This is a genomic window from Metabacillus hrfriensis (genome assembly GCF_030127205.1).
GTDB classification, from domain to species: Bacteria; Bacillota; Bacilli; order Bacillales; family Bacillaceae; genus Bacillus_P; species Bacillus_P dongyingensis.
The window spans coordinates 3,710,259-3,726,415 of the sequence record NZ_CP126116.1 but is presented as its reverse complement, the minus strand read 5'-3'; the positions used below and the strand labels follow the sequence as shown (position 1 = coordinate 3,726,415).

The window sequence follows — 16,157 nt, the reverse complement described above, 5'->3', positions numbered from 1 at the left end:
TTTTTTAGTTTAGGCTATGTTATTTCCTGATATTGATAATTGAATATTCTGAACAATTAAGTGCGCAATAGAAGATATAATGATGTGATTCGGAGATGATTTAACGTCTAGTTAAAGGAAATAAAGAAGCTCGCTGACGCATTAGATGAAGGTGGTAAACAGGAACTTGTATATTTCTTACAGTCTCGAATGAAACCCCTGTCGGCTCCTATTCGTGCAATTGATGAAATCCAAGAACAAAAGCATATAGGTGGTCTTGTCTTGTCCACTTCCGAAAGTCATTCTGTTGTACGATTTGGAAAATACGTTATTAAGACGCGTGCTGGAGAGGTGAAACGGCAGCGTTACCGCTGTAAATTCTGCCGTCAAACTTTTAACGACCTCACAAACACGCCGCTTCAACGCACCAGAAGACCTCATCTTTGGGTTCGATTCATCGAATGCATGATTGAAGGTTTTTCGCTGAGAAAATGTGCCGAGAAATTGGGTGAAGAAGTGACATATGTAACCTTGTTTTACTGGCGGCATAAAATTCTTTCCGCTCTGAAGCAAATCCCAACCGAAGCGTTCCAAGGCATCGTCGAAATGGACGAGACCTATTTCTTGTACTCTGAGAAAGGCAAAAGAAACATTTCTGAACGCAAATCCCGTAAACGCGGCGGCAAAGCTGAATTTCGTGGTATCAGCAACGACCAAATATGCGTATTAGTTGCTCGCGACCGTCAGAAAATGACTTTCTCTGGCGTTCTTGGTCGTGGGCGTATTCGGACAACGAAATTGGATGAAGCGATTGGCGGTCAGTTATCCGATTCAAACGTGCTTTGTACCGTTTCATGGCGGGCATTCAGTTTCTATGCCAATTCAAAAGGTTTAGACCATTACCGATTCAAGTCCGACGGGAAACAGCGCGTGAAAGGCGTTTACCACATTCAGAACGTGAACAGCTACCATAGCCGACTCAAACGCTGGATTGACCGCTTCAACGGCGTAGCAACCAAGTATCTTCAAAATTACTTGGCTTGGTTTCGCTGCTTAGACAGCAAGGAATATGAGAACACAACGTCGAATAAGAAAAATATGTTGGTCGCCTCTTGTCTGTTTACTGTAAATGAAACAAACAGTAAACTTCGACGAACGGCTTCTTATTGATGGACTAATCGGTAAAATTATGAAATTTTATGATGATGTAATATGTTCTGGAGGAGGTGTATCATGCAAAAGGCAATCGTAGTTTATTATCTAACCGATAAGAAGAATAACTTAAGTGATTTAAATCAACTTTTGCAAGAGGGATGGAAGGTTGTCTCTCAGAGTGCTATGTCAGGTGCAGGTGGTGGTGGAGCAGTTTATTCACTTGTTACATTAGAGAAAAATTAGGAAACAATGCTTCGGGATTCATTGCCGCTAACGGGAAACGATAGTTTAATTAACCGCCTTTTCAAAGGGCGGTTTTCTTTTGGGGTAAAACAACATTAAGATTTAACATAGCCTTAGTTTAAAAAAGGAATAATAATTTACCCATTGATGCAAGGGATGCGCCAAAATCCTCTTTGGCCAGCTGTTAAAAAGTGGACTTTAAAATCCCTGATTTATTTTGCCCCGATATAGAAGGAATTAAATGAACGATTAAAACGAGTCAGCTCAAATACAAAACCTCCTCCATTATTTTAAGAACTTACCGTTAACTAACAGATTAATGCTTCTTTGAACGAGCAACCTATACAAGAGCGGGATTTGCTCGCGATAGAAAAATCAGGGGGGTTTTAATATTGAGGCATAAAGTTACTGCAATTGCTGCAATTGCTATAGCTGCAACTGGACTTGCAGGGTGCAACAATAATGAAGGCGCACTTGACACAAGATATGATGATTCCACAAGACCGATCGGTTATTATTCAGATGAGCACCGAAACGATAATAATGATGTGGATAACGTGGATAACGATGGACCATTGACAGAAATGATGGAAGGCGACATGAATGATAATTACTTCACAAAAGTAAATAATCGCGATGATGCTTTTCATAATGGAAGAATGGATAATCCAACAGCCCCGCTATCTAATGAAGACGGCACGCTTGAAAAAGATAACCGTTTCAGCAGAACAGATGAGAACTACCATGGCCAAGTGAAGCAAGTAAATTATTACAGCGATAAAGAAGAAGCCATTGCTAAAAATGTTTCTGAAAAAGCTTCAGATGTCAAAGAAGTGGATGATGTCCGCACTGTTGTAAATGGAGATCAGGTGCTTGTGGCGATTGACACAGATGATAAAAACGACAAAAATGTTAAAGATGCTGTTTTAAATGCTGTGCGTCCAGCTGCAAAGGGTAAAGAAGTTCAGGTTGTCACAGATGAAGGAACCTTTTCTCGCGTGAGAACAATTAATGACAATATTGAGAACGGACAGCCGAAAAAAACAATTGATACCGATATCAGAGACCTTTTCGATGATATGGGCAATGTGATGAGAGAACCATTTCAACAGGCCAGATAAATAATGAAGGGGGTTATCTGTAAAGATGCCCCTTTTTATGTTTTTCCCAATTACTGCATAATCAAAAGAAAAAAATCATCAAAGGTTAAAATTTCTATTTTTGGTCAAACTAGAAATGACGAATAATTACCTATATGGTAAATAGCTCATGATATGGGGTGTATGTGATGATGTCGTCTCATCGTTTACTGATTGGTGCCTTTGCCTGCGTCATAGTCACATTGTTTTTCATCATTCCTTCTTTCCATAAGGATGAATCCAGTGCATCGGAGAATGCGGCGGAAAAGAAAAATGAAGTCTATGAGGTAAGCGGTCCGCTGACCGTTACAGTGGTGCTCGAACGAATCTATTTGGATGGGGAAATCAGTGAAGAAGTGAAAACAGAAACCATCTTGGCAATGGAAGATTTCTGGGCAAAATATGAAGGTTGGCAATTAATTGATCAGGACGATAATCAGATTATTTTTCAAAAAGAAATGGATGATATCTCCCCTTTACTAAAAGCAAACGGGTATTTCGGCATATCATCGGAAGGTGTCTTTTCTATTTTTAATGGAAGGCCGGACGATGCTTCGGAAATTATTCAGTCATTCTTTCAGATTGATGTCAGAAAACTTGAAACACGAAAGCATGATGAATTAAGGCATGGAATCCGCATACAATCAAAAGATCAATACTTAGAGGTCATTCAGTCATATAAAGCATATTCTTCACCCGCAGATGTGAAATAAAGAAAGCTAGTGCAAAAGCGCTGGCTTTTTCTGTTTTTTAATGATTATTACTACAGGCAAAAGAAAAAATTATGATACAATGAGATACAGTTATAAAGAGGTGAATATCGTTTTGATTGAATTTATTAAAGGCTATATTGATTTTGTTACCCCAGAATATATTGTCATTGACCATTGTGGAATCGGTTATCAGGTGCACACTCCAAATCCATTCAGCTATCAGCGCAATCGCTCTTCAGAAGTGACGATTTTTACATATCAGCATGTCAGAGAAGATATCCTCGCCTTATATGGTTTTCATACAAGAGAAGAAAAAGCTTTATTTATGAAGCTCCTGAACGTTACAGGAATCGGGCCAAAAGGAGCTCTCGCCATACTTGCTTCAGGAAACCCTTCGCAAGTAGTCGGTGCGATTGAAAATGAGGACGAGAAGTTCCTTATTAAGTTTCCCGGTGTAGGAAAGAAGACTGCCAGACAGATAATTCTTGATTTAAAAGGGAAACTTGCCGATATAGCAGGGGAGCTTGCTCCGGACTTGTTTACCCATGAAGAGCACGAACAAAAAGAAACAGCCTCAAAAGCGCTGAACGAAGCGCTTGAAGCTCTGAAGGTGCTCGGCTATGCTGAACGAGAAATAAATAAGGTCGTCCCATCCCTGATGGAAGAAGATTTATCGACAGATCAGTATGTGAAAAAAGCTTTGCAAAAGCTATTAAAGTAAGGTGAAAAGACATGGATGAACGTCTTGTATCAAATGAAGCGGACTTAGATGAAGGTGCAATCGAGCTAAGCTTAAGACCTCAGACTTTATCTCAATATATCGGCCAGGATAAAGTAAAAGAAAACCTGAAAGTCTTTATTGAAGCGGCAAAACTTAGAAGCGAAACACTGGATCACGTCCTTTTATATGGTCCTCCGGGCCTTGGGAAAACAACGCTTGCAACAATTATTGCAAACGAAATGGGCGTAAATATCCGCACAACATCTGGACCAGCTATTGAAAGGCCGGGTGACCTCGCTGCGATTTTAACAGCGCTTGAGCCTGGTGATGTGTTATTTATTGATGAGATACATCGTCTTCAGCGCTCTATTGAAGAAGTGCTGTATCCTGCAATGGAAGATTTTTGTCTTGATATTGTGATTGGAAAGGGCCCATCAGCCAGGTCTGTCCGTCTGGATTTGCCCCCGTTTACACTTATTGGAGCCACAACTCGTGTCGGCTTGCTCACGGCTCCGCTGAGAGATCGGTTTGGAGTTCTCAGCAGACTTGAATATTATAATGAACAGCAGCTGTCTCTTATTGTTGAACGGACCGGAGATATTTTAGGAATTGGCATGGAAAAAGAAGCTTCGCTCGAGCTTGCAAGAAGATCGAGGGGGACTCCGCGAATTGCCAACAGATTACTAAGACGGGTGAGGGACTTTGCCCAGGTGCTTGGAGAGTCAACTGTATCGGGAAAGCTTGCTAAGGATGCACTGGAAAAACTTCAGGTCGACAGACTGGGCCTCGATCATATTGATCATAAGTTTTTAATGGGAATAATTGAGAAATATAAGGGCGGACCAGTTGGAATTGATACGATTTCAGCTACAATTGGAGAAGAATCCCATACAATTGAAGACGTATATGAACCATATCTTTTACAAATCGGTTTTATACAACGCACTCCAAGGGGTAGAATGGTAACGGAAGCAGTTTACCATCACTTTCAAATGGAGGCCCCTGAAAAATGACCCAATTTCCTAAAATCCTGATGATGATAGGTGCCGTTCTTTTTTTCGCAGGATTATTTATGCAGCTCATTGGAAGGCTGCCTGGAGATTTTGTATTCAAAAAAGGAAATACGACTTTTTATTTTCCGATTGTTACATCAATTGTGATCAGTATCTTACTGACAATCTTGTTTAATGTTTTCGGACGGTTCAAATAATAGAAAAGGTGAAAAACAATGAAAGTAGATTTATTTGATTTTAACTTGCCTGAGGAACTAATTGCACAAGTGCCGCTTATTGAACGCGATGCTTCTAAACTCATGGTCCTTGATAAAGAAACAGGTTCGATTCACCATGAACAATTCAGAACAATCATTGATTATTTCCATAAGGGAGACTGTCTTGTTCTTAATAATACCCGCGTGCTGCCTGCCCGTTTAATTGGGGAGAAAAAAGATACGGGGGCAAAAATTGAACTGCTTTTGCTGAAGCAAGAGCAAGGAGATGTCTGGGAAGTTCTGGCGAAGCCGGCAAAACGTGTGAAAATTGGCACGGAACTAGTATTTGGAGACGGCGTTCTGCATGCAGTATGCACTGGCGAGTCTGAACACGGCGGGAGATTGCTTGAGTTCAAATATGATGGGATTTTTTATGAGGCTTTAGATGCTTTGGGTAAAATGCCGCTGCCTCCGTATATCAAAGAACAGCTGGATGACCAGGAGCGGTACCAGACAGTTTTCTCAAGAGAGAGAGGATCAGCTGCAGCCCCAACGGCAGGACTTCATTTTACGGAGCAGATCTTAGATCAATTGAAAGATAAAGGGGTTCATATTGCGTTTATCACTCTTCACGTTGGTTTGGGAACATTCCGGCCTGTAAACGCTGAAGTAGTAGAAGAACATGAAATGCATGCTGAATTTTATCAAATGAGTGCAGGAACAGCTCAGCTGCTAAATCAAGTGCGCTCTGAAGGCGGACGGATTATCTCGGTTGGGACAACTTCAACACGCACTCTTGAGACAATAGCTTCGAAAAATGAAGGAAAATTCATTGAAGACAGCGGATGGACAAATATTTTTATCTATCCCGGCTATGAATTCCGTGCTATTGACGGTATGGTTACAAACTTCCACTTGCCAAAATCATCTTTGATTATGCTTGTAAGTGCGTTAGCAACAAGAGAGCATGTAATGAATGCCTATGAAACGGCAGTCAAGGAAAAATACCGATTTTTCAGCTTTGGCGATGCCATGCTTATCATCTAAAGAAAAAACAGCCTTGAAGGAGGAAAAAAGGTGTCATCATCACCAATACGTTATGAATTGATTAAAACTTGTAAACAAACCGGTGCAAGACTCGGCATTGTTCATACCCCTCACGGGTCGTTTGAAACGCCAGTATTTATGCCGGTTGGAACACTTGCTACTGTAAAGACAATGTCGCCGGAAGAGCTAGTGCAGATGGGTGCTGGAATCATCTTGAGCAATACGTATCATTTATGGCTGCGCCCTGGCCATGAAATTGTAAAGGAAGCTGGCGGTCTTCATAAATTTATGAACTGGGACCGTGCCATTTTAACGGATTCCGGCGGCTTCCAGGTCTTCAGTTTAAGTGAATTCCGGAAAATAGAAGAAGAAGGCGTTCATTTCAGAAATCATCTGAACGGCGACAAACTGTTTCTTTCGCCGGAAAAGGCGATGCAAATTCAAAATGCGCTCGGTTCTGATATTATGATGGCATTTGATGAATGCCCTCCGTTCCCGGCTGAATATGACTACATGAAAAAATCTGTAGAGCGGACAAGCAGATGGGCAGAGCGCTGCTTGAATGCGCATGAGCGTCCGCACGATCAGGGATTATTCGGGATTGTACAGGGCGGAGAATATGAGGAATTAAGAAAGCAAAGTGCAAGAGATTTAGTTTCACTCGATTTCCCGGGCTATGCTGTCGGGGGCCTTTCCGTTGGAGAACCAAAAGACATAATGAACCGTGTGCTTGAATCGACAACGCCTTTGCTTCCGGCCGATAAACCCCGGTACCTGATGGGTGTTGGCTCTCCTGATTCATTGATTGACGGGGCGGTTAGAGGAATTGATATGTTTGACTGCGTCCTCCCAACGAGAATTGCGAGAAATGGCACATTAATGACAAGCAGCGGCCGTTTAGTAGTGAAAAATGCTAAATATGCCCGTGACTTCGGTCCGATTGATGAAAATTGCGACTGCTACACTTGCCGCAATTACAGCCGCGCTTATATCCGTCATTTAATGAAGTGTGACGAGACATTCGGCATTCGATTAACTTCTTACCATAACCTTCATTTTCTGTTAAAATTAATGGAGCAAGTAAGACAGGCAATCCGTGAAGACCGATTAGGCGATTTCAGAGATGAATTCTTTGAACAATATGGTTTTAACAAGCCGAATGCTAAAAACTTTTAAGATTTGAAAGGGGTGAAAAAAATGGAATTATTGACTACGGTTGGACCGTTAATCTTAATGTTTGCGATCTTTTACTTTTTATTGATCCGTCCTCAGCAGAAACAGCAGAAGAAAGTGCGTGAAATGCAGGAGAGTCTGTCAAAAGGCGACAAAGTCGTAACGATTGGCGGTATGCATGGCATCGTTGATTCAATCGATGAAGAAAAAGTAATCATCAAAGCTGGTGATGGCTCGCGCCTGACATTTGACCGCCGCGCTGTTCGCGACGTTGTTGAGCAAAAAGGCATCACAATGGAAAAGGCCTAAATACATAGGGCATAACCAAAAAGAAGCGCTATTTAATGCGCTTCTTTTTAGTTTCCGTTTATAGAACGAACGCATCAAGATGTCTATTTAGACGAGCCGGACAAGTTTACTCCCATTACCCCGCCCAGCATAGCTATCGCAAGGAAGCCCCCATGATACATGGTCTGCTCCATTGTAAATGTTTTCCCGTAGCCTAAAAATTGAAATAAAAAAATAATTAATGTATAGAGGATTGCGGTTGTGCCTCCGATCAGCCATCCGCGCTCTTTTCCTTTTCCTCCGGCAATAAATCCGCCAATGAAAACGGCTAAAAATGAGAGTCCCAGTATAAACCATTTAATAGAATCTTCCGTCAAAGCCGTAAATTTAAGCAGCAATGAAAAAAGTAAGCTTGTTGCAAGTGCTGCCATTAAAATACTGGATAATCCGTAAAGAATGGCTTTACTCCATCTTCGCGTTTCGATTGCAATCTCCCCCTTAGTCCAGTCAGCTTGTTTTTGCTCGTCTTATTACCATCCTATTCACATCAAATGAAAATAGAATCAATTTGCTTTACATGAAAATGATTTATCCGCTCAAAATAAACGTAACTGTGTAAGCAAAGGGGGCAATTTGGTGGAAGAGGCTATAATCATAATGGCACGGACGATTTTTTTATATGTAATGATCGTTATTATCTTCAGACTGATGGGAAAACGGGAAATTGGCGAATTAAGCATTCTGGATCTTGTTGTCTTTTTAATGATCGCAGAAATGGGAGTTATGGCCATCGAAAATACGGAGGATCCATTGATACATACCGTCATTCCCATGTTTCTGCTGCTTGGCATCCAGATTGGCCTTGCCTATCTGTCGCTAAAAAATCAGAAAGTAAGAAAACTGCTGGACGGAAAGCCGACAATCATCATAGATAGAGGCAAAATCAATGAACATGCCATGAAAACGCAGCGCTATAATTTTGATGATCTCCTCATCCAGCTCAGGGAGAAGGATATTAACGATATCAGCGAAGTGGATTTTGCCATCCTTGAACCATCAGGAAAGCTATCTGTTATAAAAAAAGAACATGAACATGAACATCAGGAACTGCAGCTGCCATTGATTATTGACGGATTGATTCAAGAAGAAAATTTATTCAGGATCGGCAAGACTAACTTGTGGCTAAGGCAGCAGCTTAGAGATCTTGGCTACATCGATTTAAAGAATATTTCCTTGTGTACACATAATAAGGGGGCTTTTTTTATCGACCTGACAGATGAAAAATAAATATTAACGCCGCGGTACCAGCTTAGAAAGTGTGTTTCCTACATATGGAATTCTTTGCAATTCTTCCTTAAGAACTAAGCGTAATGCGATCAGAAGGATGCAATAAATCGTGAAAGTAAAGGTGACAGAAATGATTAAATTAATACCCATGCTTAGTGAGAGCATGTGATAGAAATAATAACCCGCTATTCCTGAGAGAATCATGGTCAAAAAGCACTTGGCATATTCTCCAATCCGAATGGTCAGGGAGACCACCTTCAGGACTGTTGCTAAATGAAGCAGCGTGACAAGCATGATTCCTGCTACAATGGCAAGGGCAGCTCCCATAATACCGAGTGATGGGCGGGTTGCTAATAGGAAAATCAAGGCTGTTTTAATGGCTGAACCGACAAAACTGTTGATCATTGCCGCTTTTGCCAGGTTAAGCGCCTGCAGAACTGCCTGAAGAGGACCCTGGAAATAGTAAAAGATGAAAAAGGGAGCCATGACCTGAACAAAGATCGCAGCGTGGCTGCTTCCGTACATGACCGTCATCATTGGATTAGCATAGATATATAAAATAACGACGGCGAAACCGCCTGTCACTAAAGATAGTCTGAATGCCTGCTGAAGTCTGTGCTGAACAAGGTGCAGCTTTTTTTGAGCCATGGCTTCGCTGATTGCCGGGACAAGTGCGGTAGATAAGGAGTATGTAATAAATGACGGCAGCATAAGGAGCGGAAGGGCGTACCCTGTCAATTCACCGTACTGTTTTGTTGCCATGGCTGCTGTAAATCCTGCAATGGCCAAGCTTTGTGCAACAACAATCGGTTCAAAAAACCAGGCAATGGAACCGATCATGCGGCTTCCTGTTGTTGGGAGTGCAATGCTCATTAAGTTTTGAAACGTATCCTTACCGTCCTGCAATGATTTGAAGAACTTTCTTCTGATTTTGAATTTCTTTTTCATCTTAAACATCGAGAATAAGTAAAGCAGAGAAATCAGTTCTCCGATGACGGCTGACGCCATGGCCCCTGCTGCAGCATATTCAATCCCGTACGGAAGGAACGTTTTTGTAAAAACAGCAATTAAAGATATCCGGACAATTTGTTCAAGCACCTGTGATAACGCAGCTGGCCTCATGTTTTGCTTTCCTTGAAAATAACCCCTGAGAACAGATGAAATCGCAATAATGGGAACGACTGGAGTAATCGCAAGCAGCGGATACAGCGTTCTTGGGTCTGTCAGCAATGAGTTTGACAAGTAGGGAGCAAGAAGAATGATGGCCGGAGTGAATAAAAGACTAAGTGACCCTGTAATCGCAAGAGAGACGATCAGGATTTTTTTGATTTTCCGCTGATTTCCTTCGGCTTCAGCTTCTGCAACTAATTTTGATATCGCAACAGGCAGCCCGAACTGGGTAATCGTAATAATTAGGACAAGCGTGGGCATCGCCATCATGTATAATCCAACGCCTTCTTCCCCTATAAAGCGCGCCACAACAATTCGGTTTATAAACCCCAGAACCCTGGTAATCAGACCGGCAGCTATCAATATTAATGTTCCCTGTAAAAATGTTTGCTTGGACATTGGCTTTCCCTGCCTTCTCAAATAGCTTGTAATCATATACAATTACTATATGCGCTATGATTGGCCAAGCATGACAAGTATGTTCAAGCAAAGGCTTATTCAAGATAAATTATCCCGCAAATGATCAGGTGAAGGAGCGTGTCATGATGGAAAAAGACGAAATTGAAAAATATCGCCATCACGTAAAGCCGGCGCTAGTCAGCAAAGCAGAGGAATTTAAAATCCTCGATTATGGCGAGGTCACAGAAGCAGAGCTTTGGAATTTCCTAAGAAATAAAAAATGGAAGAAAAAAAATGAGCTCATGGTGTATGAAATGGTAGCTGATATTATGGCCATCAAACCAAATGAATTCATGACATTCGCAACGATTGAATCTTATAAGGCGGGCAGCTGGTTTGAAAGTGAAGAAGGCAAAAAACTCGGCATCAATGAAAGTTAATACATATTGAATGGTTTTTTTCTAAGGAGGAAACAACATGGTGAAAAAAGGACGCATTATCGGTTTTTTCTTACTCGTCCTTTGCGTAGGCAGTTTGATTGGAGTTTTTGGAAACAAAGCTGCAGATAATATCTTGCTTGGACTTGATCTTCAGGGCGGCTTTGAAATCCTATATGATGTAGAGCCTGCAAATAAAGGCGATAAGATCGACCGCAATGCACTGGTAAGTACAGTGAATGCTCTTCAAAAGAGAGCGAATGTGCTTGGTGTCAGTGAACCTAACATCCAAATCGAAGGAGAAAACAGAATCAGAGTTCAGCTTGCAGGAGTAAAGGACCAAAGCCAGGCAAGGGAAATTCTCTCCACTCAGGCAGAGCTCACATTTCGGGATGTAAATGATAAAGTCATGATGAATGGCTCGGATCTTGTGGAAGGCGCATCAAAACAGACCTTTGATCCAGATACACAAGAACCGATCGTGGCAGTTAAACTTAAGGATGCCGCGAAGTTTAAAAACGTAACAGAGAAAATCGTGGCGATGCAGCCTGAAAATCAGCTTGTTATTTGGCTCGATTACGAAGAAGGCGACTCATATAAAGAAGAAGTCACAAAAGAATCACCGAAATTTTTATCAAATCCAAACGTCGGAGAAGTTTTTAATACAACCGATGTGACGATTACAGGCCAGTTCACAGTTGAAGAAGCTAAAGATCTTGCCAATCTTCTAAATGCTGGATCACTTCCTGTTAAACTCGATGAAACCTATTCTACTTCAGTAGGAGCGCAGTTTGGTGAAGAAGCGCTGCAGAAAACGGTTCTAGCGGGAGTTATCGGGATCAGCTTTATTTTCTTATTTATGCTCTACTTCTATCGATTGCCGGGGATCATTGCAATCGTAACTATAAGTGCATACCTTTATCTTGTCCTTCAAGTTTTTGATTGGATGAATGCTGTTTTAACACTCCCGGGTATAGCAGCCCTGATTTTGGGAGTCGGGATGGCAGTTGATGCCAATATCATTACATACGAGAGAATTAAAGAGGAAATCAAGCTTGGCAAGTCCATAAGATCAGCGTACAGAGCTGGAAACCGCCGTTCCTTTGCCACTATTTTCGATGCGAATATCACAACGATGCTTGCAGGCGGAGTTCTGTTTTTCTTCGGGACCAGTGCGGTCAAAGGATTTGCAACGAGTCTTGTATTAAGTATACTTGTGAGCTTTTTAACATCTGTTTTCTTAAGCAGAATCCTGCTTGGATTATTGGTGGAAAGCAAGTGGCTTGATAAAAAGCCAGGGTATTTTGGAGTGAATAAGAAAGACATTATAGATTTGAGCAAATCAACAGAAGATGTTGATGCTCCTACAAAGTTTGATAAGGTAGACTTTGTTAAGCACCGGAAAAAATTCTTTGCCGCATCAGGAATATTGCTTGCTGCCGGAGTGATTCTCATTCTTGTGTTCAGATTGAATCTTGGGATTGATTTTTCAAGCGGAACCCGGATAGAGATTGGAGCGGAAAAGACCTTAACAGCTGAAGAAGTTGAAGATGAGCTTGCGAATCTTGACCTTGAGGCGAAGGATATCGTTTTATCCGGCAACCAAAATCAAACCGCGGTAGCCAGATTTATCGGAGTACTTGATAAAGATGAGATCGCTGAAGTAAAAGAGTATTTCAATGAAAAATATGGAAAGGAACCAAGTGTCAGCACGGTTTCGCCTACAGTTGGGAAAGAGTTGGCGAGAAATGCGATGTATGGTGTTTTAATCGCTTCACTTGGGATCATCATCTATGTTTCCTTGCGATTTGAATATAAAATGGCAATCGCTTCTGTTATTGCCCTGCTCTATGACGCATTTTTCATTATCGCCGTTTTCAGTATTACCCGCCTGGAAGTGGATGTTACGTTCATAGCAGCGGTTCTGACTATCGTGGGCTATTCTATTAATGACACGATCGTAACCTTTGACAGGATTCGGGAGCTATATAAAAAGACAAAAGTCAAAACGTATGATGATCTAAAAAGTATTGTAAACAGAAGCTTGCAGCAGACATTCACACGATCAGTAAATACGGTATTGACAGTCGTATTCTGTGTTATTGCTTTGTTGATATTAGGAAGCGAATCGATTCGGAATTTCTCAATAGCCCTGCTTATCGGATTAATTTCCGGCACTTACTCCTCATTATTTATAGCAGCACAGCTATGGATGATCTGGAAATGGAAAGAGATTAAGAAAAAAAGCACGATAAAAAAAGTTCAGGAAAATGACGAACCAGTCATTTAAAAAGAGAAACCGCGAGCAACCGCGGTTTTTTAATTTTAACTGTATCTGGATAAGATATTATTAGGCCAAAGAACATCCCTTTACTCGTAATTGTTTGAATGAATTTAAGAAAAGGGTATAAAGAAGAGAGATTTTCAGAAGGGGGAAAGAAAATGAAGAGACAATGGAGTTTTATTTTTGCGATTCTTTTTGCACTTATTGTTGCGGTTTTTGCTGTCATAAATGTGGATCCTGTTGAAGTTGACTATTTATTCGGTCAAGCAAAATGGCCGCTTATTCTGATTGTTCTGGGTTCCGTTCTGCTTGGAGGGCTTATGATTGCTTCTGCAGGACTGACAAGAATTTACGCTCTTCAGCGCAAAGTGAAAGTTCTGGAAAAGGAAAAGGCAGAGCTTATAAATGAAAACGAAGCGCTTAAAAAAGATCCGCTTGTTCATGAAACAACAAGCAGTGCGCACGGAGCTAAGCAAATCGGCCAGACATCAGACGAATTATAATTTCCAGTTTGTCACCCCTTACCCACTCTAGTATAATAGTGAGGTTAAGGGGTGATTTTTTTGCTGAAAGCGAAGACTAGATGGGATGTTTCTAACCACCATCCGGATAAGGCTGATGAATTGATAAATACGATGAAAGTTACGCCTCTGGTAGCTTCCCTGTTAATAAATCGCGGAATTGAAACTGCTGAGCAGGCCGACCAATTCCTGAATATTGAAAAGCATGGTTTTTTGGATCCATTCATGCTCCTTGGAATGGACAAAACTGTTAAGCGTATTAACGATGCGATTACTAATCAAGAAAAGATTTTGATTTTTGGAGATTATGATGCAGATGGAGTGAGCTCTACGACTGTTTTGCTCGAAACGCTTACCTCACTCGGAGCTAATGCTGATTTTTATATACCTAATCGTTTTACTGAAGGATATGGTCCAAATGAGATGGCTTTCCGCCATGCTCATGATGAAGGTTTTTCTTTAATCATTACGGTTGATACAGGGATCTCGGCTGTGAATGAAGCAGCTCTTGCAAAAGAGCTGGGCGTTGATCTGATCATAACCGATCATCATGAACCAGGACCGGTTCTTCCTGATGCTTATGCGATTATCCATCCAAAGCAGCCTGATTGCCAATATCCTTTCAAAGAGTTAGCCGGTGTGGGCGTAGCTTTTAAGCTTGCCCATGCACTGCTTGGCAAAGCACCAGAGCATTTGCTTGAAATTGCCGCAATAGGAACCATCGCGGACCTTGTTCCGCTTCACGGCGAGAATCGGCTGATTGCACGCCTTGGCATTCAGCAATTAAAACGTACAGAACGAAAAGGGTTAAAAGCGCTGCTTAAAGCAGCAGGAGCTGATGGAAAAGATGTAAATGAAGAGACGATTGGATTTGCCATCGGTCCGCGGATCAATGCCGTAGGGAGGCTGGAATCTGCTGATCCGGCCGTTCATCTCCTTATGTCAGAAGATGATGATGAGGCACAAAGTCTTGCAAAAGACATTGACTTGCTCAATAAAGAAAGACAGAAAATCGTCTCGCAAATTACGGAAGAGGCAATCGAACAAGTAGAATCCATGTATCCGATTGAAGAAAATCCGGTTCTTGTTCTAGCAAAAGAAGATTGGAACCCCGGCGTTGTCGGAATTGTAGCTTCGAGAATGGTAGAGAAATATTATAGACCTACGATTATCTTAAGCATTGACCACGGCAAGAAAATGGCTAAAGGATCTGCAAGAAGCATTGCGGGTTTTGATTTATTTGCTAATTTGTCAACATGCCGGGACATTCTGCCGCATTTCGGAGGACATCCAATGGCAGCTGGAATGACACTTGATATTGATGATGTTGACCAATTGAGACAGCGATTGAATGCCCTTGCGGCTGAGAGGCTGACTGACAAAGATTTCATACCCATCAAAACGATTGATGCGGAATGTACTCTTGCTGAAATCACTACGGACTCCATCGAAGAAATTGGGCTGCTCGCTCCGTTTGGCATGAGCAACCCGAAGCCTCTCTTCCTGCTTGACTCCGTTCAATTAGGGTCAATGAGGAAGATAGGGTCAGATCAAACACATTTGAAACTGGCGGTTGAACAAAATCATCAGCAGCTCGACTGTATCGGATTCGGATTTGGGCATCTTCATGATCATATGGCCCCTCTTGCAAAAGTGTCAATGGTTGGTGAATTATCTATTAATGAATGGAATAACTTCCGGAAGCCGCAATTCATGATCCAGGATCTCGCTGTCAATGAGTGGCAGCTGTTTGATGCAAGAGGAACCCGCAATCTTCAAAAAGCGATTGAAAAAATAAATGATGAAAAAAATGTCCATATCGTTTTCCAAAAAGAAACGCTCTCTATGCTTGAAGGCTCGGATCTCAATATTCTATTTTTGGAAAGCGGCCATGCTTCGGGCGACTTGGATTTAAAAGATAAATATGTCACATTCATTGACACGCCATCTTCTATAGAACATCTGAATGCCCTTTTTGCAGGAGCGCGCCCGGACCGGATCTATGCAATTTTTCATCAGCATACGGAACATTTTTTTGCCACAATACCAACGAGGGAACACTTCAAATGGTATTATGGATTTTTGAAACAAAAAGGGTCATTTGACTTAAAAAAACATGCAGAAGCGCTTGCCCGGCATAAAGGCTGGTCAAAAGAAACAATAGATTTCATGTCACAGGTGTTTTTTGACCTGGAATTTGCTACAATAGAGAATGGCATTATTTCTGTCAATCATCATCCGCCAAAAAGAGATCTAGCCGAATCTACTGCGTATGCTTCTAAGCTTCAGCAATTAGAGCTTGAAAATACGCTACTATATTCGTCATACCAGGATTTAAAAATATGGTTTGATGAAAGAATGAAAATATCGTCAACGCTTGTCAATGCATGA

General features: G+C 41.5%; 17 protein-coding genes. 15 read left to right on the top strand and 2 right to left on the bottom strand.

Going from position 1 to position 16,157, the window contains the following annotated elements; translation table 11 throughout:
• Positions 1-120 precede the first annotated feature (120 nt).
• The 10 genes from QLQ22_RS18550 (at position 121) to yajC (ending at position 7,689) form a co-directional block, all read left to right on the top strand.
• Positions 121-1,149 carry an IS1595 family transposase gene (locus QLQ22_RS18550; RefSeq protein WP_423246269.1) on the top strand — a complete coding sequence of 343 codons (1,029 nt, stop codon included), beginning with the start codon at positions 121-123 and terminating at the stop codon, positions 1,147-1,149.
• Between the two features lie 63 nt (positions 1,150-1,212).
• Positions 1,213-1,377 carry a hypothetical protein gene (locus QLQ22_RS18545; protein ID WP_223436951.1) on the top strand — a complete coding sequence of 55 codons (165 nt, stop codon included), beginning with the start codon at positions 1,213-1,215 and terminating at the stop codon, positions 1,375-1,377.
• Positions 1,378-1,769: 392 nt separating this feature from the next.
• Positions 1,770-2,498: a YhcN/YlaJ family sporulation lipoprotein gene (locus tag QLQ22_RS18540; RefSeq protein ID WP_223436950.1), complete on the top strand. Its 729-nt coding sequence runs from the start codon at positions 1,770-1,772 to the stop codon at positions 2,496-2,498.
• Positions 2,499-2,665: 167 nt separating this feature from the next.
• Positions 2,666-3,229 (top strand): intercompartmental signaling factor BofC, encoded by a 564-nt coding sequence (locus QLQ22_RS18535; protein WP_284015315.1) that lies wholly within the window; start codon positions 2,666-2,668, stop codon positions 3,227-3,229.
• 112 nt (positions 3,230-3,341) lie between these two features.
• Complete coding sequence (ruvA, locus tag QLQ22_RS18530; RefSeq protein WP_284015314.1) at positions 3,342-3,950, top strand: Holliday junction branch migration protein RuvA; 609 nt, start codon at positions 3,342-3,344, stop codon at positions 3,948-3,950.
• Between the two features lie 11 nt (positions 3,951-3,961).
• Positions 3,962-4,963, top strand: a complete 1,002-nt coding sequence (gene ruvB, locus QLQ22_RS18525) for a Holliday junction branch migration DNA helicase RuvB (protein WP_284015313.1) — start codon at positions 3,962-3,964, stop codon at positions 4,961-4,963.
• Entirely contained in the window at positions 4,960-5,160 is a 201-nt protein-coding gene (locus tag QLQ22_RS18520) for a DUF2905 domain-containing protein (protein ID WP_223436943.1), read from the top strand. Before ruvB ends, QLQ22_RS18520 begins: the two co-directional genes overlap by 4 nt.
• Positions 5,161-5,178: 18 nt before the next feature.
• Positions 5,179-6,207, top strand: a complete 1,029-nt coding sequence (gene queA / locus QLQ22_RS18515; protein ID WP_223436941.1) for a tRNA preQ1(34) S-adenosylmethionine ribosyltransferase-isomerase QueA — start codon at positions 5,179-5,181, stop codon at positions 6,205-6,207.
• Between the two features lie 30 nt (positions 6,208-6,237).
• Positions 6,238-7,383, top strand: a complete 1,146-nt coding sequence (gene tgt, locus QLQ22_RS18510; RefSeq protein ID WP_223436939.1) for a tRNA guanosine(34) transglycosylase Tgt — start codon at positions 6,238-6,240, stop codon at positions 7,381-7,383.
• 21 nt (positions 7,384-7,404) lie between these two features.
• Positions 7,405-7,689, top strand: a complete 285-nt coding sequence (yajC, locus tag QLQ22_RS18505) for a preprotein translocase subunit YajC (RefSeq protein ID WP_223436937.1) — start codon at positions 7,405-7,407, stop codon at positions 7,687-7,689.
• A gap of 83 nt (positions 7,690-7,772) precedes the next feature.
• Here yajC and QLQ22_RS18500 read toward each other — a convergent pair whose 3' ends face one another.
• Complete coding sequence (locus QLQ22_RS18500; RefSeq protein ID WP_223443580.1) at positions 7,773-8,153, bottom strand: TIGR04086 family membrane protein; 381 nt, start codon at positions 8,151-8,153, stop codon at positions 7,773-7,775.
• A gap of 151 nt (positions 8,154-8,304) precedes the next feature.
• Between QLQ22_RS18500 and QLQ22_RS18495 the strand changes: the two genes are divergently transcribed.
• Positions 8,305-8,955: a DUF421 domain-containing protein gene (locus QLQ22_RS18495; protein ID WP_284015312.1), complete on the top strand. Its 651-nt coding sequence runs from the start codon at positions 8,305-8,307 to the stop codon at positions 8,953-8,955.
• Positions 8,956-8,958: 3 nt separating this feature from the next.
• Here QLQ22_RS18495 and spoVB read toward each other — a convergent pair whose 3' ends face one another.
• On the bottom strand, positions 8,959-10,524 hold the full coding sequence (spoVB, locus tag QLQ22_RS18490) for a stage V sporulation protein B (protein ID WP_284015311.1): 1,566 nt from the start codon (positions 10,522-10,524) through the stop codon (positions 8,959-8,961).
• A gap of 146 nt (positions 10,525-10,670) precedes the next feature.
• On the opposite strand from spoVB, the gene QLQ22_RS18485 reads away from it, so the two are divergent.
• From QLQ22_RS18485 to recJ, 4 genes are all read left to right on the top strand, one after another.
• Positions 10,671-10,964: a post-transcriptional regulator gene (locus tag QLQ22_RS18485; protein WP_223436930.1), complete on the top strand. Its 294-nt coding sequence runs from the start codon at positions 10,671-10,673 to the stop codon at positions 10,962-10,964.
• Between the two features lie 40 nt (positions 10,965-11,004).
• Positions 11,005-13,251, top strand: coding sequence for a protein translocase subunit SecDF (secDF, locus tag QLQ22_RS18480; RefSeq protein WP_284016895.1), 2,247 nt, complete (start codon positions 11,005-11,007; stop codon positions 13,249-13,251).
• A gap of 152 nt (positions 13,252-13,403) precedes the next feature.
• Positions 13,404-13,748: a LapA family protein gene (locus QLQ22_RS18475; protein WP_252207225.1), complete on the top strand. Its 345-nt coding sequence runs from the start codon at positions 13,404-13,406 to the stop codon at positions 13,746-13,748.
• Positions 13,749-13,808: 60 nt separating this feature from the next.
• Positions 13,809-16,157, top strand: coding sequence for a single-stranded-DNA-specific exonuclease RecJ (gene recJ, locus QLQ22_RS18470; RefSeq protein WP_223436927.1), 2,349 nt, complete (start codon positions 13,809-13,811; stop codon positions 16,155-16,157).